The organism is Lactobacillus intestinalis, assembly GCF_024397795.1.
Taxonomy (GTDB): Bacteria; Bacillota; Bacilli; order Lactobacillales; family Lactobacillaceae; genus Lactobacillus; species Lactobacillus intestinalis.
Map to the genome: position 1 here is coordinate 153,061 of NZ_CP072983.1, position 21,002 is coordinate 174,062.

General features: G+C 38.1%; 15 protein-coding genes. 7 read left to right on the forward strand and 8 right to left on the reverse strand.

Annotated elements, in window-relative coordinates; translation table 11 throughout:
- The first annotated feature begins 14 nt into the window (after positions 1-14).
- Positions 15-1,955: a M13 family metallopeptidase gene (locus KBW87_RS00765; protein WP_057809425.1), complete on the forward strand. Its 1,941-nt coding sequence runs from the start codon at positions 15-17 to the stop codon at positions 1,953-1,955.
- A 182-nt stretch (positions 1,956-2,137) separates the two neighbouring features.
- On the opposite strand, the gene KBW87_RS00770 is transcribed toward KBW87_RS00765, so the two are convergent.
- Positions 2,138-3,469: an RNA-guided endonuclease InsQ/TnpB family protein gene (locus KBW87_RS00770; RefSeq protein WP_255807124.1), complete on the reverse strand. Its 1,332-nt coding sequence runs from the start codon at positions 3,467-3,469 to the stop codon at positions 2,138-2,140.
- A 99-nt stretch (positions 3,470-3,568) separates the two neighbouring features.
- Here KBW87_RS00770 and tnpA point away from each other — a divergent pair, with 99 nt between their 5' ends.
- Entirely contained in the window at positions 3,569-4,033 is a 465-nt protein-coding gene (gene tnpA, locus KBW87_RS00775) for an IS200/IS605 family transposase (protein ID WP_057810388.1), read from the forward strand.
- A 147-nt stretch (positions 4,034-4,180) separates the two neighbouring features.
- Here the strand turns inward: tnpA and KBW87_RS00780 are convergent, their stop codons facing one another.
- The 4 genes from KBW87_RS00780 to KBW87_RS00795 form a co-directional block, all read right to left on the reverse strand.
- Positions 4,181-6,217, reverse strand: a complete 2,037-nt coding sequence (locus KBW87_RS00780) for a KUP/HAK/KT family potassium transporter (protein ID WP_057810202.1) — start codon at positions 6,215-6,217, stop codon at positions 4,181-4,183.
- Positions 6,218-6,982: 765 nt separating this feature from the next.
- Positions 6,983-7,405, reverse strand: coding sequence for a hypothetical protein (locus tag KBW87_RS00785; protein WP_057810203.1), 423 nt, complete (start codon positions 7,403-7,405; stop codon positions 6,983-6,985).
- Positions 7,406-7,601: 196 nt separating this feature from the next.
- Positions 7,602-8,756 (reverse strand): RNA-guided endonuclease InsQ/TnpB family protein, encoded by a 1,155-nt coding sequence (locus KBW87_RS00790; protein WP_255807125.1) that lies wholly within the window; start codon positions 8,754-8,756, stop codon positions 7,602-7,604.
- Positions 8,757-9,002: 246 nt separating this feature from the next.
- Positions 9,003-9,575: a hypothetical protein gene (locus KBW87_RS00795; RefSeq protein WP_057810277.1), complete on the reverse strand. Its 573-nt coding sequence runs from the start codon at positions 9,573-9,575 to the stop codon at positions 9,003-9,005.
- A gap of 186 nt (positions 9,576-9,761) precedes the next feature.
- Here KBW87_RS00795 and KBW87_RS00800 point away from each other — a divergent pair, with 186 nt between their 5' ends.
- From KBW87_RS00800 to KBW87_RS00810, 3 genes are all read left to right on the forward strand, one after another.
- Positions 9,762-9,986 (forward strand): DUF1659 domain-containing protein, encoded by a 225-nt coding sequence (locus KBW87_RS00800; protein ID WP_057810279.1) that lies wholly within the window; start codon positions 9,762-9,764, stop codon positions 9,984-9,986.
- A gap of 51 nt (positions 9,987-10,037) precedes the next feature.
- Complete coding sequence (locus KBW87_RS00805; protein ID WP_057810281.1) at positions 10,038-10,286, forward strand: DUF2922 domain-containing protein; 249 nt, start codon at positions 10,038-10,040, stop codon at positions 10,284-10,286.
- Positions 10,287-10,798: 512 nt separating this feature from the next.
- Positions 10,799-12,505 carry an SLAP domain-containing protein gene (locus KBW87_RS00810; protein WP_255807126.1) on the forward strand — a complete coding sequence of 569 codons (1,707 nt, stop codon included), beginning with the start codon at positions 10,799-10,801 and terminating at the stop codon, positions 12,503-12,505.
- Between the two features lie 576 nt (positions 12,506-13,081).
- Here KBW87_RS00810 and KBW87_RS00815 read toward each other — a convergent pair.
- The 3 genes from KBW87_RS00815 to KBW87_RS00825 form a co-directional block, all read right to left on the reverse strand.
- Complete coding sequence (locus KBW87_RS00815) at positions 13,082-14,833, reverse strand: SLAP domain-containing protein (protein ID WP_255807127.1); 1,752 nt, start codon at positions 14,831-14,833, stop codon at positions 13,082-13,084.
- A gap of 391 nt (positions 14,834-15,224) precedes the next feature.
- On the reverse strand, positions 15,225-15,377 hold the full coding sequence (locus KBW87_RS00820; RefSeq protein ID WP_157055121.1) for a hypothetical protein: 153 nt from the start codon (positions 15,375-15,377) through the stop codon (positions 15,225-15,227).
- A gap of 1,153 nt (positions 15,378-16,530) precedes the next feature.
- A complete protein-coding gene (locus tag KBW87_RS00825; RefSeq protein WP_255807129.1) occupies positions 16,531-18,033 on the reverse strand; it encodes an SLAP domain-containing protein in 1,503 nt (500 codons plus the stop codon).
- A 549-nt stretch (positions 18,034-18,582) separates the two neighbouring features.
- Here KBW87_RS00825 and KBW87_RS00830 point away from each other — a divergent pair.
- Together KBW87_RS00830 and KBW87_RS00835 are read left to right on the forward strand one after the other, a co-directional pair.
- Positions 18,583-19,791, forward strand: a complete 1,209-nt coding sequence (locus KBW87_RS00830) for an SLAP domain-containing protein (RefSeq protein ID WP_057809331.1) — start codon at positions 18,583-18,585, stop codon at positions 19,789-19,791.
- Between the two features lie 43 nt (positions 19,792-19,834).
- Entirely contained in the window at positions 19,835-20,935 is a 1,101-nt protein-coding gene (locus KBW87_RS00835) for an SLAP domain-containing protein (protein ID WP_057809333.1), read from the forward strand.
- Positions 20,936-21,002 lie beyond the last annotated feature (67 nt).

Here is a 21,002-nt window from a genome sequence, read left to right on the forward strand (position 1 = left end):
GAGGATTTTCCTGCATGAATAATAAAATGATGGTTCGCGGTGGCGCTGGTGACATTACCAAAGCTGATGTGAATGCCCGTCCACAAGATAATTTATATTTAGCTGTTAACTCTAAATGGCTCGAAAACACTGAAATTCCATCTGATCGTTCTCGAATCAGTAGTTTTGATGGAATTGATTTGAACATTGAAAAGGAATTGATGAGCGATTTTGCTGATTTTGCTGATGGTAAAAAAGAGATTCCTAATGTGCCAAATCTTAAAAAGGCTGTAGAACTTTACAAGCTCGCTCGTGATTTCGACAAGAGAAATGCGGATGGTGCCAAGCCGATTCAGGCCGACTTAAAGACTTTGACTAGTCTTAATAGCTTAGCTGATCTTAATGAACAGGCTGGTGAATTATTTAGAAACTTCGCTGTCCCATTCACATTAGACGTTGATGCCGATATGAAGAATACTAAGGTTAATGTCCTTCAATTCGACCGTCCAAACTTGATTTTGCCAGATACGACAACTTATAAAAGTCCTGATGCTAAGAAGTTGCTTGACATTTATAAGAAGCAAACTGTGAAGCTTTTGACGATGGCTGGAATCAGTGAAGAAGATGCAGAAAAGTATGCTCAAAATGCTTTGAAGTTTGATGAGCGTCTTTCAAAAGTGGCTAAGTCTTCAGAAGAGCGTGCAGATTATCCAGCAATGTACAATCCAATGTCAATTGAAGACTTTGAAGAAAAGATAACTTCATTTGATTTTGATCACCTTTTGGGTGAACTCTTTGATAAGAAGCCTGACAGAATTATTGTCATTGAACCACGCTTCTTAGATCACTTTGAAGAACTTGTTAACGAAGATACTTTTGAAGAAATTAAGGGTTGGATGCTTGCTAAGTTTATTAATGGAGCTGCGAGTCTTTTGTCTCAAGAATTTCGTGAAGCTGCCTTTCCATTTTCTCAAGCTTTATCTGGTCAACCAGAACTCTCAAAGGGTGTTAAACAAGCTTACTACATCGCTAACGGCTTGTTCAGTGAAGTAGTAGGTGTTTACTACGGTCAAACTTATTTTGGTTCTGAAGCCAAGGCTGACGTTGAAGACATGATTCATCGAATGATTGATGTTTATGAAAAGCGAATCAGTGAAAATGACTGGCTTTCAGAAGATACTAAAAAGAAGGCAATTGTTAAGCTACGTGCTTTGATCTTGAAGATTGGTTACCCAGAAAAGATCGAAGAAGTATATGATCTTTTGCAAGTTGATCCTGAAGGTAGTCTTTACTCAAATGAAGCTGAAGCTGGTCGCGTTCTTGTTCAATACAATTTAGACAAACTTTACAAGCCAGTTGACCGCAGCGTATGGCTTATGCCAGGAAACTTGGTAAATGCGTGCTACGATCCTCAAAGAAACGATATTACCTTCCCAGCTGCCATTTTGCAAAAGCCATTCTACGACTTACATCAATCACGTAGTTTGAACTATGGTGGAATTGGTGTAGTTATCGCGCACGAAATTTCTCACGCCTTTGATAATAATGGTGCCAAGTTTGATGAATTTGGTAACTTGAAGAATTGGTGGACTGATGAAGACTTTGCGGAATTTGAAAAGCGGACTCAAGCTGAGGTTAAACTTTTCGATGGTATTAAATATGGTCCAGTGGTTTTGAATGGTAAGCAAATCGTTTCTGAAAATATTGCGGACCAAGGTGGCTTAACTGCTGCAGTTGAAGCTAATAAGGGCGAGAACGGCAATATGAAGGAAGTCTTTGAAAACTTTGCTCGTGTTTGGGCAACTAAACAATTGCCAGAAAGTATCAAGACGCAAGTTTCGATTGATGTGCACGCACCGGGTCCAGAAAGAGCTAATGTTCAATCACAATGCCAAGAGGAATTCTACAAGGCATTTGATGTGAAGCCAGAAGATGGTATGTGGCTTGATCCTGATAAGCGTGTTGTGATTTGGTAATGTCAACTACCCTAGACTGAAGTCTAGGGCTTAGTGGCTCGTTAGCTTGCGCTAACCAGAACACCAACTTGCTTAGATACGGACTTGACTTACCAGCAATAGTCTTTTGACTATTGCCGATAGAGGTCGTCTAATTACCAAAGCCTTTTAAGTCCGCGAGTTGCTAACGGACTGCAGCCTTTCTAGGCTGCTTTTTTTATTTTAGGATTTTGCCACTTGCTTAATCCTTTTTCTAAGATGTTCACTGCCGCATTCCAATCACGAATATGGGGCATTCGACAAATTGGACAAGTCCACTCCCGATCTTTAAGCGTTAACTTCTTATAACCGTTTTGGCCCATAATACTGCCACAAGCATGACAGCGTTGAGTGGTATATTTAGGATCAATTGTTTTGAACTCTTTACCATATAGATCTGCCTTATAAGCCAGCATACTAAGGAAACTACGCCAGCCGACATCAGAAATTGATTGCGACAAGGCATGATTCTTTAACAGGTTCTTGCTTCTTAATTCCTCGGCAACTACTAAATCGTGGCTTTTGATTAGTGCAGTTGAGAGTACTTGTAAAAAGTCATTACGCTGTCTTCTGATCTTATCGTGCAGTTTAGCGACTGCTAGTCGCTGTTTTTGATAATTCCTTGCCGTCCCCAAATTTCGTCCTTCTTGCTTAGCACGTCTTTGTCTGCGAGAAAGCACACGTTGAGCGTGAGCAAGCTGTTTTTTAGCTTTACGATAGAAACGTGGATTGGCCACCATTGATCCATTGGATTCCGTTAAGAAATTATCCAGATTAAGGTCAATCCCAATTTGACTGCTGGTTTTGGCATAAGGCTTAACAAAAGCAGTATCGCTGCCTAATTGCATAGACAGGTAGAACTGGTCATCAGCGGTCTTTTTTATCGTGACTGTGCCAATTCTAGTTGGAATCTGCTTAAGCAAGCGCTCTTTAATCAGTTTTCTAAAACCAGCAATGCGGACAATTCCCAGCTTAGGCAATTTAATATGTTTAGCATCAATAAATCTAGCTGTCCCGTTATCAAGATAGGCTTCTGACTGCTTAGGATATTGACAGTTGGTCTGATATGACCAGTCGCTGCGTTTTTTGTGAAAAGTCGGAATTCCGTGTCCCATCTTGCGATAATTTTTCCAAGCCTTGTGATAGTTTTGAATCGCATTGGCAAGAGCGAGACTATCGATTTCTTTAACACGTAAAAAGCTATAAGCATCACGAATATTCTTAGGCTTAGCCAATAATTCATGATTGATGACTACTGTTTCTGCCAGTTGGACTTCATAGCTATTAAGAGCAGAAAAAGCAAATGGCATTGCATTACTTTGCTTAACAGCTAAATAGCGTTTAGCATGATAACTAGTCCGATTGCGTCCTACATAAGAGTTGTAGACAAAGCGCTGCGCATCATAGTTTAGTTTAATGATTTTCTTTTGCTTAGAACTAGGATAAAAGCGAAGCTTAACGCCAAAATGATAGGCTAAACTGCTCATTCTTTTCATGTATTTCACCTCCTTGTATTATTGTAATTTGATTATATCCTATGTATATCTTATAATCAACAGTAAATAGATATATAATAGACGAAAGGATATTAGACTATGAATAAGAAGAGAGACAAAATAAAAGACGCAGGCTATGAAAAACACTACGTCTATAATGCACACTATCATTTAATTTGGTGTACTAAATATCGCAATCCAATCTTTACTAATCAAAACCTGGCACAAGAAATGCAAGGGCTGCTCAAACAAGTAGCCGCAGATAATCAAATCAAAATCGAAAAAATGGAAATAATGTCTGAGCATATTCATTTGCTTATTAGCTTTAGGCCATCAAAATCAGGCTCAAGCGTGGTCAAAGCACTCAAAGGAAGAAGCGCTTTTTTATTCTTCCAGAATCATCCCGAAATCAAACAAAGCAAGATGTGGGGCGGTCATTTATGGTCACCAAGTTATTATTTTGGCAGTGTAGGAAATATGTCTAAAGAAGTAGTAGAAAAGTATATCAATGATCAGATTTACAATGCCGTCAGAGATGGCAAGCCCTATCCATCCCCTCACTAAAGTAAGGGGATTTCCGGGCTGTTTTCATTAAATTGTCCCGTAGGCATCCCTTCCTTTTGAATGGATAGTCACTGCCTTAGCTAAGTTCTACTTATCACATTATAACAAAATCCCACCAAACTAATTTCAGTTTGATGGGATTTTTGATTAGTCGTTATTTTTCTTCATATTTGAAAAGTCCTTAGGGGCAATTCGTTTAATGTATGAAGGATGTGGTTGACCTAAGATTAATGGAACACGTTCAACCACGGTATCCGCATATTCCAGGCCAAACCAGCTAGCTGGGTTGGAGGATAAGTTTTGAAGCCAAACACGAGCTTCTACCATCCATTTTTCCCAACCTGTTAATTGAGTTTGTGGACTGATAACATCGTTCACGATAACGAATGAGAAGTCCCCTACATCACGTCCAGGAGTGGTTGTGTATTCCTGTGGCTGTGGTTCAATGGTGCCATCAGCGATCAAATCATGGACAATCTGACGAATGTAAACATTTACGCTAGTTTGCTTCTTGAATCCAAGATATAGCTGAACGTTAATTACGTTTTTAGTTCCGTAAGTATTAACCGCATATTCAGCGGTGAACGGTTCATTAGTGACGTTAACAGTTACAAACCAGTATGCCTTGGCACGTTTTGGTCGTTTATCCAAAATTGAATACAAAATTTCACGCTTGATAAACTTGTTGTACTTAACCTTAGCCATGTAAACCAAGTTAGTTGCGTAAGTTGGGTAATCTTCATCATGGCTCAAGTTCGTCAACATGCTGGTGTATTCATCAAGTCGTACGTAGGCGTTACGTGATTCGCGCTTGTCGCGGATCTTGTTTCCGTAATACCAAACATACATAATTGCCAAGATAAAGCCAGCAATAACTAATGAAACGTAACCACCGTGAGTAAACTTACTCAAACTTGAAATCATGAACATGACATCCAAGAAACCAAAGAAAATCAAGAATGCCCAATCCCAAATTAATCTTTGGACGCCTTTTCCACGCATTCTCAACCATTCATAAAGCATGATGGTCGTCATCAACATTGAAATAGTGATTGATAAACCATAGGCTGCTTCCATGTGAGCCGAAGTTCTGAAGAACAAAACAAGTGCAATGGTAGCTGCACAAAGCATTTTGTTCACAGATGGAATATAAATTTGTCCTTTTTCGGTTGATGGATAAAGGATGTTCATTCTAGGTAAGAACTTAAGTCCACTGGCTTCAGCGACCAAGGTAAATGAACCAGTAATTAAAGCTTGTGAAGCAATAACGGCTGCGATAGTTGCAAGTCCAATGGCAGCTAAACGAATATTGCTTGGGATGATTTCAAAGAATGGATTGAAGTCACCAGTAGTGTGGTAGTTAGGGTTTTGTAAAATCCAAACCCCTTGACCAAAGTAGTTGAGTGATAAACAAACAAAGACATATGGCCAAGAGCCGATGATGTTACTCTTACCAACGTGACCTACGTCAGAATAAAGAGCTTCGGCACCAGTAGTTGCCAGGAAGATCGATCCTAAAATGAAAAGCCCAGCTTTATTATATGGACTAAACAACAACTTAATTGCGTAGTATGGGTTGATAGCTTGTAAAATTGACCAGTCTCCAGCCATATTCATAAAGCCGACAATTCCAAGGAATGTGAACCAAACGAACATAATTGGTCCAAAGGCTTTACCAATAATGCTGGTTCCCATGCGCTGAATTAAGAAGAGGAACAGCAAGATGATAATCGTGATTGTAATAACCATCGATTGCGTGTTTACGGGGATGTTACCTTTACCAAATTCCATCCCCTTCAGCCCTTCAATGGCAGTAGTAACAGTAACGGCGGGCGTTAATGTACCATCGGCTAAAATGGCCGCTCCCCCAATCAGAGCTGGTAGGACTAACCATTTAGCACGCTTTCTGATCAATGCATATAAAGCAAAGATCCCACCTTCACCGTGGTTGGTTGCTTTCAAAGCAATAATCACAGTTTGAAGGGTCGTCAATAAAGTGACAGTCCATAATACTAATGAAATTGAACCGACGATAAAATCGCGGTTCACGTTACCAATCCCGCCGTTTCCGGCAACGATGGATTTCATAACGTATAAAGGACTTGTCCCAATATCACCATAAACGATGCCGACCGCGATTAATAATCCAGCAGCAGACATCTTTTTTTGTGTATTCTGTGTCATATTAGTACTTCCTCGAACGAAAATATTACTCCCGTTTGTAAAAAAGGAATGCCTAAGAGACATTCCAATTCTAAAACATATCTATTTTCGTCTATTTAACCTAATGTTTCAACCCCTAAATGGGGATTTTTTTACTATATTCTCATAGGATTTATTGCTTGACAAATTTGAAGAAAAGTTGCTAGGTGAGAGAGACAAGGAAAATGGGTTGAGGGATGGAAAGTAGGAAGAGGCTATTTCTGCACTGTATAGAAGTAGATTTGTTCTATTGTTTGGCTTTTTTAGGGTAAAATATATATGAAATAAAAAAGAAGCGCTACGGGAATAGCACTTCTTTAGAAACAGAGCTGTTAATTTAACGGTGGATTAGTAATGGTGTAAAAAACCGCTACAGTTCATCCAAAAACGTTATAGCGGTTTTTTAATTTCACTAAAAGCTGGCGGTCGTAATGACCGTCTTTTTTCTGCATGAAGTGAAAATCTGGATATAATAAAAAAGGTGTATGGGAAGCCCACACACCAAGAGCTTAATTTTCAAGAAGATGATAAACATAGAAACTTTTTGTTAAGGTGCTTGGCTGGGGTGTACTACCAATACACTGCATCGAGTGCCAACGGTATGCCTGTTTATCAGCCGTCAAGATTTGAATATAATTCTTTCTTTACAAGGTAATTATAGTATAGCAGAAAAGACATCATATTTTGTGAAGCCTTTTTTGTACAAAAAACACCCGCAAAATGCAGGTGTCTCAATATGGTCTTCAATTATGATAAAGAACCAGGAATCTTCTTACGACGAGCTTCGTACCAGTCTGCCCATGATTCATAAGTAGTCATGCTTTCTGGATCGATGTCTTCGTCCTTCTTGATTTCTTCTAAGATGCTCTTGAAGTTGTAATCATGATATTGCAAAACATTCTTGATCAAAGTCTTGCGTGGGAAGTGAATGTTCACCATCAAGTAGTGGTTGATGTCCACAACATTATGATCAGTGTCGTACAAGTTCATGATTTCCAAGTCGCGTTGATCGAATTGTGCAATGTAGAAGTTAGCGAAAACCTTCAAGTAATCAGGTTGTTCCTTGAACACTTCAGGGGTCATAACAACACGATTTGGTTCAGGCATAACAACCTTTAATTCATCGTTTTCTTCTTCGTTTGTATTAGTGTTTTTTTCTTCTTCAGTCAAAGTGCCGCACTGCTATATAAAACATAGAAATATGTAGAAGAATGCGAATTTTCTACATATCAGAAAGATATATTTTTTCCTTTCTTTGTTTCATTTGCTGTCGTCTTCACTAGTATTCTGATATTCCAATATAGGAGTAATCACATTAACCAGCTCCTCCAGCTTAAGGGCCTAGCCAGCCCCGTTTATTTTTTTATTATGCTAAAGCTAAAAGATTTAATACTGCATTTTCATCTCGATTATTATTGTAGCCACATTCATAGCAGATATACTCATTATGCTTTGTGCCGTATTTTTTATTGCCTTGCAAAGTGATCTTCTCGTCACCTTTTTTAACATAACCGCACTGAGCACACCTTTGTGTTGATGGGTAGGTTTTATCGGCTAAGATCAATTCTTTGCCATACCAATCACACTTATATGTCAAGATTTGTCTAAACTTGCCAAACGACGATCTGTGCATACCTTTGGAAGCTACATGTGTCATCATCATTTGCTTTATTGCTAAGTCTTCAATTACAATTTGGTCGTAATCATTAACAAGCTTAGTAGTAAACTTCTGTAAAAGATCATTTTGGACATTAGCTACTCTGCGATAATCTCTTTGCAATTTGGTTCTCACTGCAAAGTAATTATTGGATTTAGCAGCCAACTTACCGTTAACCTTTCTTTTGCGTGCTAAGACTCTTTGATAATGTTTAATCCGCTTATACAGCTTTTGCAATTTAGCAGGCAAAACAATGATTTGCCCCTCGGTATAGTTGAAATGACCAACATTGATATCAACTGCCGTTTTTTGATGAGTTTTAGTCTTAGCTGAAATCTCTTCTTCATAAGGAAGAGCTGCGTAATAACTATCTTTTTCTTTGAAGATGCTTACTACCTTAACTTCATCCATCTTTAAGGCTTCATAACTAGACAAATCAAACCAACTATTTTTTGAAATGCTTCTTGGACGATCAAGACGGAGCTTGCCGTTCACAATCTTGGCACGATCAGTTTTAAAGCCTTGTCTAAGTGCCTTCTTAGATCTAAATCTAGGCTTGCCCCAATCAGGCTGAGCTTTATCAAAGAAGTTCTTCCAAGCATTAGCTAGATCTTTAACAGCTAATTGTAAGCATCGAGCTGACAAATCATATTGCCAATCGGCTTTATTAGCCACTAATTCATCGCGAACTCTGCGTTCGTTAGGACTGGGATTGTCTTTTTTGTTTAATGTATGAGCTTCATACATTAATTGCCAAGTTTCTAAGCCTTTATTCCAGCAGTATCTGCGATAATCGCACAAAGCATCAAGATGCTTTTGCATGGTCTTATTAACTTTTAGCTTAACTACTTGTGTTTTAATCATTGCTTCACCTCCTTAAATACAAACATAAGTTTATCTAAAGAGATAAAGCAAAACAAGTAAAAATTGAATCAAAGCCTATTTTCCATGTTTAACTTTCTAAATAAGCTTAATCTTTTGTTTTTATCTACAAATCTCTATATTTTCCAGATTTTTGTTAACAGTTAATCAGCTCCTTTAAGTAAAATAAAAAATACTAAAAAGCCAACTGTAATTCTACCTAGTTTAACAGATAAAAGCAACTGTTGTCTACTTCTTCAGGTAGGATTGGATGTCTTCTTTAGTGATTGAATCAACAGAATCGTGACCATTATCAGTAGCCTTGCGGTACATGTTGATCACGTCTTGTGGACTCCATGCGCTGGAATTGTAGCCTAAAGAATCCATGCGCTTCTTGATCGCGTCAATGGTTGGCTTAGTCACTTCTTCGCCTTTAATCTTGTGGTCGCCCATGGCGCCAGCGCCGTTCTTAACTTTGCCAGCGTTACCGGTCGATTGCTTAGAAGATGGAGTTTTTTCTTCTGAACTAGAGCTGGAAGAAGCAGAGCTAGCAGTCTTTGAGCTAGATTGGGAAGCAGAAGAATGTTCCTCACTTGACGTTGACCCTGATTCAGCAGACCTTGAGTCTAGACTCTTGCTTGAACTAGATTCAGAGCTTTGAGAATTGGAAGTAGATTGAGCAGTTTTTTTCTTATTTTTACTATTATATGTGGCTTTTTGAGGAGTGGATTCCGAATTCTGGGAAAATTGCTTGGTGTAGAATAATCCGCCCGCTCCTAAAATTACCAAAATACTAGCAATGATAATGGTGGCCCGTTTCATTATAGCGGCCTCCTTTTTTGTTTTTACCTTATTATAACAGATTCGAAATTCAACCAATTTTAGAAAAATAAAATTCTTGGTTACAGATTACAGCCTTCAGACGTTATTAGTGGTGTAAGATATCTCGCGCGTGATTCTTATGAAAATTCATCTATATTCCAAAAAAATGAAGGACGGAAAAACAACATGAACATGGAACTAATTGAACAATTAGTGCAATACACTTTCAACAATGAAAAATACACCGACGGATTTAAGAAGCGCATTTTGAAAAATGTGAGAAAAGATGCGACTGCGGAAGGAATTAGTAAGGTGGGGGATGCAATCTCTGGCTTACAAGGTGATAAGTTGGGCGCCGCAGTCTTAATTCAAAAGCATGGCGTGGCGCTTGTGAGCGATAGCGCAAATTAATTATCTATTTAATGAAAATAAAGAACTAAAGCAAATTTAAGGAGAATCATCATGGCAGAAACTACTAAAACTTTGAAGTTAACATTTTTAAATAGTAAAAACAAAAAGACTAACTTGTCTGTGGCTAATCCATTAGAAAACTTGGATGAACAAGCAGTACGTAAGGCAATGGATGTGATTAGCGGGGCAAATATCTTCGAAAAGGAAGAAGTGGATATGTATAAGACTCCTCAGTCTGCTCAATATGTTGAACGTGTGGTTACTGATGTGTTTAACGATGCTGAGGACAAGCAAGATTAGTATTGAGTTATTGTTGCAGATCATAGAATTAATAAAAGTTCTCAAAGTCAGATTAAGAATGCGTAAATGAAGAACTCGAAATGTTACTAAATGAGCAAATTTTGTTAATATTTTGTAAAATTTTTAAAATCTGTAATAAAAGAATTTAAGATTTTTAAGGCGAGGGGAGACCCTCGCTTTTTACTGATATATCTGCCTTTGCGCCTAATTATGAAAATTTAGATCGTTATTTTTAGGCCCAAAGTATTATTACAAATGTGTTTTGAGGGGTATTTGCGCTTGCGTTTTTGCTTTCAGGTTAGTACAATATGAAGCGTGGTAAGTAATAGGACGGCTTGTAGGCAGGTGGTCTGTACGCATGCTGACCCTTCAGCATGTTCAACTACCTCAGGAGAGTTATAAACTCCTGCCTCATGCTCGAATGGTTTTGTACATTATAGACCCTTTTTTTACTTGCTGAAGCCTTCTGCTCCTATTGCTAGTTTTTTGTTTTTCAAGGAGGATTTGACCACATGAAGAAAAATTTAAGAATCGTTAGCGCTGCTGCTGCTGCCCTCTTGGCTGTCGCTCCTATCGCTGCTTCTTCCGTTACTGCTAATGCCGCTGTTACTGTTAACAACGCACCAGCAACTCAAAACCCAACTGAAGCTGCAAACGCTGTTACTGTAAACGTTGATTTAACTGCTACTGCTGGCAAGACTACTGCCCAAGATGCAATCAACAGTGTTAAGTTATCAGCAACTGGTGCAAGCCTCGTTGGTTTCAAGACTGCTAATGTAAGCTTATTAGCTAACGGTAAGAAGATCACTGATCTTTCAACTAAATTAAACGCTACTGACAGCTACCAAGTTGAAGTTAGCGGCTTAGGCTTCAACGGCTTAGTAAACGGTACTAACTACTCAATCGCTGGTGGTACTGTAAATGCTACTGCAAACGCTAACAAGCACTACAGCGCAAGTGCACTTGCTTCAAACGTAACCTTTACTAGTGACGCATTCCAATTAACTGATGCTTCATTAACTGGTACTCCTTACGTTAAGGAAGGTAACAATGTTGTTTCAACTGGTGCTGTTTCATTAAAGGAAAACACTGTATCAGCTATCGTTAATGCAATCGAAAGCAAGTATGCACCTGCAATCGATGGTACTGCAAAGGCTAGCTGGAGCAACCTTACTGCTGATGTTGAATCATCACTTAACACTGCAGGCATCAAGTTGAACAACGGTAAGTTCACTGCTCCTGCAAATGCATTCACTGTTAATGTAAATGTTAAGGCTAACAACGGTAAGACTACTAGCTTCCCAGTTCTTGTTAACGCATACCAAGAAGCTGCTAACTACAGTGAAAACCCAGTAATTACTTACAATGGTACTAAGTACGATCACTCACAAGCTATTACTTTGAAGCCAAACGAAAGCTTCAACAACGTAGCTGTTAACGGTACTGTAAACACTAAGGCTATCGAAGATGCATTCAAGGCTGTTGTTTCATCAACTGACTCAAACAACTTGAGCGTTTCAGTAGATACTTCAAAGGTTAACACTGCTGTTGCAGGTAACTACCCAGTTACTGTAACTGCTAAGAACCCTAACGGTAAGTCAGTTGTTCTTACTTTCAACTTAACTGTTGGTGCTAAGGATGCTTCATACAAGACTGTTGCTCAAGAAGGTAACATCTACACTATCAACGGTAACACTGCAACTAAGACTAACGACACTGTTAAGGCTGGCGCAAATGTTGCAACCTTTGGTACTGTAACTGTTGACGGTGTATCATACACTCGCATCAACTCAAAGACTTCAAACCAATTCGTAGAAACTTCAGTATTCACTGCTGAAACTGGTGTTGAAAAGACCATTATGCACAACGCTTACTACTACGGTAAGGACGGCAAGCGTGTTGGTACTGATAAGATTACTCGTTACAACAAGATCTCAGTTGTAGATAAGCTTGTTTCAATTGACGGTAAGAGCTACTACAAGGTTGCTAACAAGAACCTTTACATCAACGCTGACAACATCGATGGTACTTCACGTACTTTGAAGCACAATGCTTACATCTACAAGACTTCAACTAAGCGTGCTAACAAACAAGTATTGAAGAAGGGTACTAAGGTAACCACTTACGGTGCTTCATACAAGTTCAAGAACGGTAAGCAATACTACAAGATCGGTAACAACACTGATAAGACTTACGTAAAGGTTGCTAACTTCGAATAATTTAAGCAATTAAATTTTTCAGAATCAGTTCTTCGAAAAACAGGGCTCTCGGGTCCTGTTTTTTGTGTACTTAAATTTCCCGGGAAATAAAAAAGGTGGTCCTTTTGGATCACCTTTTGCTTTATAAATAGGCTAAGGAAATGTCTAAATTCTACAAGTAGTGATACACTTAATAGCTTCCATGGATGTACACCATTTTAGCCAGATCAAAATTTAAAATCATAAAGGTGGAGGTTATGAAACTGTAGAAGATCGAAGAAAGATAAAATTTTATCCCTAATTACCATAAAAAACGTATCATAATACTATGCTTGATTTGAACATTAATCGAGTAAAAATTTCAACCCTGATTAAAAAATTACCATAACTATTCGAGCTCCCTAATCTTTAGTTCCAAAATCATTATTGAATATCGGAAATAGCAACATTTGCTTCTCTTTATAAGTTAAGAATAATTCAAATTTTAATTTAGAATAGCAAAAAAACGAGGCTAATGCCAAATGTCATTAAGTTAAGACATTGGACCAAAGCCTCGTTTTTATTAAGAACTGATTCTGAAAAATTTAATTGCTTAAATTATTCGAAGTTAGCAACCTTTACGTAAGTCTTGTCAGTATTGTCAAATACCTTGTAGTATGACTTACCGTTCTTGAACTTGTATGGAGCACCGTAAGTGTTTAACTTAGTACCCTTCTTAAGAACTTTCTTGTTTGCACGCTTCTTTGAAGTTGCATATACGTATGCGTTGTGCTTCAAAGTACGTGGAGTACCAGAAATGTTATCAGCGTTAATGTATTGATCCTTGTTAGGAACCTTGTAGTAAGTCTTACCGTTAATTGAAACAGTCTTTTCTACAACAGTTACCTTGTTGTAACGCTTTACAAGATCACCATGTTCACCAGCAGCACCCTTACCAGCTTCAGCTTGAGCCTTAGTGTAGTAGTATGCGTTGTGCATAATGGTCTTTTCAACACCAGTTTCATTCTTAATTGAACCATCTACGTATTTAGTTTCAACGTATTGGTTAGAATTTTCGCTGTTAAGACGAGTGTATGAAACGCCGTCAACATATGTAGTACCGAAGGTATTAACCTTAGCACCATTTTCTAAAGTGTCGTTAGTAGTAGTTACGTTGTTACCATTAATAGTTACAATCTTAGCAGTTTCAGAACCTGCTGAAACAGTCTTAGTAACACCTGGATTACCTACTTGTACGTTAACAGTAGCAGTACCAGTCTTACCTGCATTGTCAGTAGCTTCAAGTACTACAGTGTAGTTACCAGCAACAGCAGTGTTTAAGTTGCTTGATTTAACATTGATCTTCAAGCTAACGTTCTTGTTGTTAGGAAGAGTTGCGCTAAAGTCACTAGCAATTGAATCTGCAGTTACGTTTGAACCAACAGCAACTTTACGAGTGTAAGTATTTACAGTAGTACCGTTAGCGTATTCCTTAGCAGCGCTACTTGAAAGCTTAAGTTCTGGAACATTAGTTGGTTGAGGTCTGTTTGGAACCTTAACAGTAATTGGGAATTTTACTGATTGACCGTTGTTAAGGTAACCAACAGCATTAATTGTGAAGCTAGCAGCTGGAACATCAAAAGTGTTCTTGTCCTGTCTCAATGAAATCTTGCTATCCTTCAAAGCAGTTCTAATTGCAGTTTCAAGATTTTCAAATCCAACTGGTTTAGCACTTGCTGAACTGTCTGAGTTGACTACTTTATAGTTGTTGTCGATTTGGTCTCTTAAGCCTGAAACCGTAGCAGTTGAATTACTTAATTCAATAGAACCACTAGTTACAAGTTGACCGTTGTTAGTAACAACTGGAGTGCCAGTGAAGTTCTTGTCGTAGATAGTAAATGCGTCACTAACAAAAGTAGTGCCGTTTAATAAAGTGGAAGCACTTGCAGAAGTCTTTCCATCTACAGTACCACCAGCAATTGCATAATTGTTACCAGTGGTTAAGCCTTGAAGCTTCAAGTCACTAACTTGAACCTTGTATGACTCACCTGCTTTAAGTTCACCGGTAACTACTTTGTTGTCAGAAGCGTTAACGATCTTAACTGAGTCTGAGTTAACTTGAGCAGCAAGTGAAGCGCCGGCTACAGTAACTTTAACACTCTTTGCAGCAGCATCAGCAGTAGTACCAGCACTTGCGTTCAAAGCAACATTAACAGTTACAGTTCCGGCAGCTGGTTTTTCATTGTTAGTATTAGTAGCTGGTGCGTTGTTAACAGTAACAGCGGCATTAGCAGTAACGGAAGAAGCAGCGATAGGAGCGACAGCCAAGAGGGCAGCAGCAGCGCTAACGATTCTTAAATTTTTCTTCATGTGGTCAAATCCTCCTTGAAAAACAAAAAACTAGCAATAGGAGCAGAAGGCTTCAGCAAGTAAAAAAAGGGTCTATAATGTACAAAACCATTCGAGCATGAGGCAGGAGTTTATAACTCTCCTGAGGTAGTTGAACATGCTGAAGTGGGGAGGGGAGGTGGGTAAAGGACATGGTGCGGATTCTTGAAAGTTCCAGGACGAGGGCTTTATATTGTACCGTGGATTTTTAGCTTTTGAAAAAATAAACTTTTGTGGTATTATACTGATGTAAGTATCAGAATTTGCTTGCATCTTTTAGAAAATATAAAAAACCGTTACTCTAAACGTCGAAATGAGTAACGGTTTTTGTTTCATCAACTTTAAAACATTAAATTAATGCGAGTTGACTTAGCTAGCGTGTGTGGCGCTTGTGGCTTTTATCTTTTTTGTGCTCTTGGTGATGATCAGCTAGCTTCTCATCAATTAATTTCTCAAGAATATGAGAAATTAAATTTACCAAAATTGGCACAAATACAAGTTCTATCAGAATTTGCCATAATTGCATCTTCGTCACCTCCCTATGCAGAAAATGGCATTGGGAAGTACAAACGCCGTAAATAATTATAGCAAAATTGAGAAAAATATCCTACTTTCACTAGGAAACATGTGCTACTAGAAATCTGGCAAAATTTGTATTATCTACACAAATTTCTGTGGTATTATACTAATGTAAGTATTAGAACTTGCTTACATTTTTAAAAGGCCATTACTTCATATAGCTCAAATTGAAGTAACGGTTTTGCTTTTATCTTTTTTGTGCGCTTGGTAATGATCAGCTAGCTTCTCACGAACATGAGAATTTAAATTTACCAAAATTTGCACAAATATAAACTCAATCAGAGTTTGCCAAAAATGTATCTTTTAGAAGATATAAAAAGCCGTTACTCATTTCGACGTTTAGAGTAACGGTTTTTATTTTGTCCATTTTTAGAAGTAGTTCTGAACAAATAATAATTATTCTTCCAACAACTAATCTAGCAAATATTTGATTTCTATCCCATCTACTACTTCGGTATCAAATTACGATAAGCTCAATATACATTTAGTGTAGCTGTCTCGATTTTTTATAAAAAACATTGTTATCAGTTTTCTGATTTTATCTTTTATAAAATTTTTTTGCGATTTTTAGAGAGAAACTTATTAGTGCTTATTTACTAGTTTTTTATTGAAAATACAAACGTCATAAATAATAATTGCGCAATTTTTCATTTCTTAGTATAATGAAAAAGAAAAGGAGATAGGAACTGGTACTTCCTATCTCCAAGCGTAACTTGAATGACTAATGTTGGGGAAGCTAGCCTTTATGGTTAGCTTTTTTGATTATCGCGTAAGCTTTTGCCAAGCGAATTGTCAAATTCCCAACAGAACCTAAAATGATACTGACTGCAATCGCAGTAGCAATCATTAGCCGGGTTCCTCCAGTCTATCCATTTGTGTCATAGCTCTCACCTCGGTAACTCGAAAATCTTTGAGGGGTGTGCAGCCATGATAGTTACTAAGTTTTGCGTTAATTACTCGCAAAACCTAATCCTTATTATAACTTATCCAATTAGAGAGCAAAAGACGGTGAACAAAATTCACCGCCTTTTTATTTCCTAGGAAATTTTAGCAATAAAAAACGAGACCGAAGTCTCGTTTCTTATTAGATTACTACTTAATTAAAAGTTTGAAGCCTTAACGTAAGTCTTAACCTTGTCGTTGTTAATCTTGTAGTACTTCTTACCGTTCTTGAATGTGTAAGGTGCACCGTAAGTAGTTACTTCAGTACCCTTCTTCAATACTTGCTTGTTAGCGCGCTTCTTTGAAGTTGCGTAAACGTATGCATTGTGCTTCAAAGTACGCTTAGTACCATCAATGTTATCAGCGTTTACGTAAACGTCCTTACCATCAATAGTAGTATTAGCTAACTTGTAGTATGATTGACCGTTGATTGAAACAGTCTTTTCTACAACTGAAACAGTTTCGTAACGAGTAATCTTGCCTTTACCTACACGTTGACCATCTTTGTCGTAGTAGTAAGCATTGTGCATAATGGTCTTGTCTACACCTTTTTCTTCAGTCTTAGGTGCAGCAACGTTAGCAACAGTGAAAGTTACAGGTAATTCTGCACTCTTACCGTTAATGTCTGAAGTTGCCTTTACAGTAAGCTTGAATGAATGAGGAGCAGTAAAGTTACCAGCTGCATCAACCTTAATACCAGCCTTTTCTAATTGATCCTTAACTTCAGCTTGAGTAGTTACAATTGGAAGTTGGCTGTTAGGATCGTTACTTGAAACAAATTGGTTTTGGTTTTCGGAACCATTTTGGTTGTTATCACCCGTTGTAGTAGTACGTTGAATAGCTACAAAGTTACTCTTAACAGTTGAAACAAGGTTTGAAATGTTAAGTTGACCATTGTAGTTTGCAAGTACCATTGCAGTACCATCATTTACTTGTTCACCAGTTGCTACATTGTAGAATACTGGGTTGTTAACATTTGAAGCATCAAATGCAGTAACAGTTTCAGTAATAGTTAAGCCGTTAACAGTACCGTTGTTATCCAAAATACCAGTTGCAGTTTTACCATCTGCACTTACAGCCCAACCAGAACGGTTGCTAGAAAACTTAACGTCAATATTCTTAGGTAATGCAAGAGTTACTTTCTTACCAGCATTGTTAGCACCGAAGTTAAAACCAACTTGAGGAATGGTAATTGTGTACTTTTGACCAGCCTTTACAAGGTTGAAGTGAGAAGTAGCTGGGCCACTAGTAGTACCATCATAAATAGTAGTACCTGCAGCTACACTTTGAGTACCAATAGTGTATGCACTAACAGATGAGAGTTTAACGTCACTCTTTCCGTGAACACCATCAACTAAGTTGGCAGTAGCAGTAACACCACCTACATTTGCAGTTACACTACCAGTAAGGTTACCATCAGCAACGATTTGGTTGTTAGAATTTACAGTAGCACCGTTTAAGGTAAAGCTTGGGTTAACGTTAGCAACGTACTTTTCAGGTTGGGAGCCACCCAAGTTAATGTGTGAAAAGTCTGAAGTACTGTTAGTAGCATCAGCAGCTTGAACAACAGCAGAGTTATTTGAAACAGCAACAGTAGCGATAGGAGCGACAGCCAAGAGGGCAGCAGCAGCAGCGCTAACGATTCTTAAATTTTTCTTCATGTGGTCAAATCCTCCTTGAAAAACAAAAAACTAGCAATAGGAGCAGAAGGCTTCAGCAAGTAAAAAAAGGGTCTATAATGTACAAAACCATTCGAGCATGAGGCAGGAGTTTATAACTCTCCTGAGGTAGTTGAACATGCTGAAGTGGGGAGGGGAGGTGGGTAGAGACAATGGTGCGATTTTTTAGGTCTGTTGCGCGAGAGAAATATTGTACTCGAGAATTTAATGTGGCGCGATTGTGGATATAATAAGAAAAAACGTGATAAGATGAAGAAGCAGGTGATGAAAGAACCTGTACTTAAGCTAATATAGTATTTACGGTTTCCTATATTAGAAAAAATCGATACTTAGACCTCCACCCTAAGTATCGATTTTGTTTTGCTAAAATTTCCACAAATGAAAATAGCGGATTTAATTATGGAAGTACAAAATTTTGTTAAAAAGAACGCGCATACATTTCTTTTATGATACAAAAAGCGTGCACCTATTGTGTTAGTGCAAATAGGCATATACAATAGAGTTGTCATTATAAGGAGGACTTTTAAATTCATGAAGACTAAATTTTTTGCAGGTGTCGCTGCAGCAGCGCTATTGACTTCCGCTGTACCTGTTCTTAACGAGATGCCATTTGCTCAATCTGCAAATGCTCATCAAACAAAAGCAGCTACTGATTTTGAACAAGCTTTTTTAGATAAAGCTTCACGCCAAGCTCAAAAAGCAGCTAAGAAGTATGGTGTATACCCATCAGTAATGATTGCCCAAGCAATCGTTGAATCTGATTGGGGTCGCTCAGGTTTAGCTACTAGTGCTAATAATCTTTTCGGAATTAAAGCTGGTGATGGTTGGACTGGCGAAACCTACACTTCTAGAACTCGCGAAGAAAGCAACGGTAAAAGCTACTATATTAATGCCGCATTTAGAAAGTATCCAACTTATGAAGGATCTTTCGATGATAATGGCAACAAGCTTAGAAACGGCGTAAGTTGGGACGCAAATCGTTATAAGGGTGCTTGGATTGAAAATGCTAACTCTTATCAAGCTGTAACTAAGGCCTTGACTGGGACTTATGCCACAGCCGGTAATTACAACAAGATGCTTGATAACAGAATTGCTACTTACGACTTAACCCAATACGACCCAAAGATTTCTAATGAAGCAAAAACTTACACAGTTTCTAAAAATGCTGACACTTACAACTGGCCAACCGATCATTCAGTGGCTAAGAAGGAAAGTTCCATTAACAAAGGCGACAAGGTAACTGTTGATAAGACTATCACTTACTACAATAGTTCTCGGCGGATGCACATTGCTGGTAAGGGTTGGGTAAACTCTACTGTTTTTGAAAAAGACAGCCAACTTCCAGCAGCTCCATCTTCAGAAGCGCCAAAGGGTGCAACTAAGGTCGAAAAGAACTTGATGCACAATGCCTATGTTTACAATGAAAAGGGCGAACGCATTAAAGATATTAAACTTTTGCAAGAAGACAATGTCATTCCAACTTATGGCACTAAGACTATCAAGAACAAAAAGTACTACCGTATCGGCGAAAATCAATACATTGCAGCTGGCAATATTGATGGAACTATGAGAGTTCTTAAACACAACACCTATGTTTACAACCAATACGCAAATCGCGACAACGATTTGAAGTATAAGAAAGGTCAAGCTGTCAACACGTACGGTAGTGCAGTAAAGATTTTAGGTAAGAAATACTACAAGGTTGGTGTTCACGAATACGTTAAGAAGGCAAACTTTTAATTAAAAATTGAAGTTTCTCAGTTGGGAATTAAGGAGAAATGGAATGAAATTTAAAAAAATAATGCTTGCAGTGTTAGCTGCTGGTAGTTTGACCGCTATTGGCCTTGGAGCTAATACTTCCAAAGTGCACGCAGCCACCATGAACAGTATTGCACAACAATACAGTTATAGTGGCACTACCTACTTATATAAGATGTTAAAAACAGAAGGCATAAAATATAATAAGTTTTATACTGAAAATCCAATCAAGTATAGAACTGGTAAACCTGAGGGGATTGTCATTCATGAAACGGCAACTCCCGGCGCGACCGCCCATGATGAGGCGATTTATTTTAACCGAGAATGGATGAACATGTATGCTTATGTACATGCATTCGTTGATCATAACGGTGTAATTCAAATGATGACTCCTGATTATGGTGTGTGGGGCGCAGGCCCAATGGCTAACGACCGCTTCATGCAAGTTGAATTATGTGAAGAAACGGATCGAACTAATTTTGCTAAAAGTATCAATAATGATGCAGTTTATGCAGCAAAGCTTTTGCACCGTTATAATTTGACGCCGACTAATGCCACCAAAACTGGCCAAGGAACAGTTTGGTCTCACCTGGCAGTTTCAAAATTCTTAGGTGGAACCGACCATGGCGATCCCGATGGTTATTTTGCTAGTTGGGGTTACTCAATGGATGAGTTTTTCGATTTAATCCAGCATTACTACAACTTGCAAGAGGGAAATGCTTCTGCTGAAAAGAAGCCAACTGCAACTACTGCAGTTACTCAAGCACCAAGCACAAATGGTAAAACCTTAATGCACGATGCTTATGTTTATGACGAAAACGGCAAAAAGACCAAAACTTTGAAAAAAGCCGGTGTAGCTGTAAACGTTTCTGGTGAAAAGACAATTAATAAGAAGAAGTATTTACAAATTGGTAAAAACGAATACGTTAATGCAACTAATGTTGAAGGGACTGACCGGGTATTAAAACGTAATACTTACATTTATGATACTGTGGGTGTCCGTGTTGGAGTTACCAAGCTTTTGAAGGGAAATTCTGTAAAGACTTATGGCTCTAAAGTCACCATACAAGGAATTAAATATTATGCAATTAGCCCAACTCAATTTGTAAAAGCTAATAATTTCTAAGTTAAGAAGAATATACCTTTTTCGGTGTGAAAAAGGTGTATTTTTTTGTATAATTTTTGTAATTATA

Bases quoted from the DNA above. Each gene is read 5' to 3' on its own strand.
- KBW87_RS00765 (WP_057809425.1), top strand. From the start codon at position 15: ATGAATAATAAAATGATGGTTCGCGGTGGCGCTGGTGACATTACCAAA.
- tnpA (WP_057810388.1), top strand. From the start codon at position 3,569: ATGAATAAGAAGAGAGACAAAATAAAAGACGCAGGCTATGAAAAACAC.
- KBW87_RS00770 (WP_255807124.1), bottom strand. From the start codon at position 3,469: ATGAAAAGAATGAGCAGTTTAGCCTATCATTTTGGCGTTAAGCTTCGC.
- KBW87_RS00825 (WP_255807129.1), bottom strand. From the start codon at position 18,033: ATGAAGAAAAATTTAAGAATCGTTAGCGCTGCTGCTGCTGCCCTCTTG.
- KBW87_RS00790 (WP_255807125.1), bottom strand. From the start codon at position 8,756: ATGATTAAAACACAAGTAGTTAAGCTAAAAGTTAATAAGACCATGCAA.
- KBW87_RS00830 (WP_057809331.1), top strand. From the start codon at position 18,583: ATGAAGACTAAATTTTTTGCAGGTGTCGCTGCAGCAGCGCTATTGACT.
- KBW87_RS00835 (WP_057809333.1), top strand. From the start codon at position 19,835: ATGAAATTTAAAAAAATAATGCTTGCAGTGTTAGCTGCTGGTAGTTTG.
- KBW87_RS00800 (WP_057810279.1), top strand. From the start codon at position 9,762: ATGAACATGGAACTAATTGAACAATTAGTGCAATACACTTTCAACAAT.
- KBW87_RS00780 (WP_057810202.1), bottom strand. From the start codon at position 6,217: ATGACACAGAATACACAAAAAAAGATGTCTGCTGCTGGATTATTAATC.
- KBW87_RS00815 (WP_255807127.1), bottom strand. From the start codon at position 14,833: ATGAAGAAAAATTTAAGAATCGTTAGCGCTGCTGCTGCCCTCTTGGCT.
- KBW87_RS00795 (WP_057810277.1), bottom strand. From the start codon at position 9,575: ATGAAACGGGCCACCATTATCATTGCTAGTATTTTGGTAATTTTAGGA.
- KBW87_RS00810 (WP_255807126.1), top strand. From the start codon at position 10,799: ATGAAGAAAAATTTAAGAATCGTTAGCGCTGCTGCTGCTGCCCTCTTG.
- KBW87_RS00820 (WP_157055121.1), bottom strand. From the start codon at position 15,377: ATGCAATTATGGCAAATTCTGATAGAACTTGTATTTGTGCCAATTTTG.
- KBW87_RS00805 (WP_057810281.1), top strand. From the start codon at position 10,038: ATGGCAGAAACTACTAAAACTTTGAAGTTAACATTTTTAAATAGTAAA.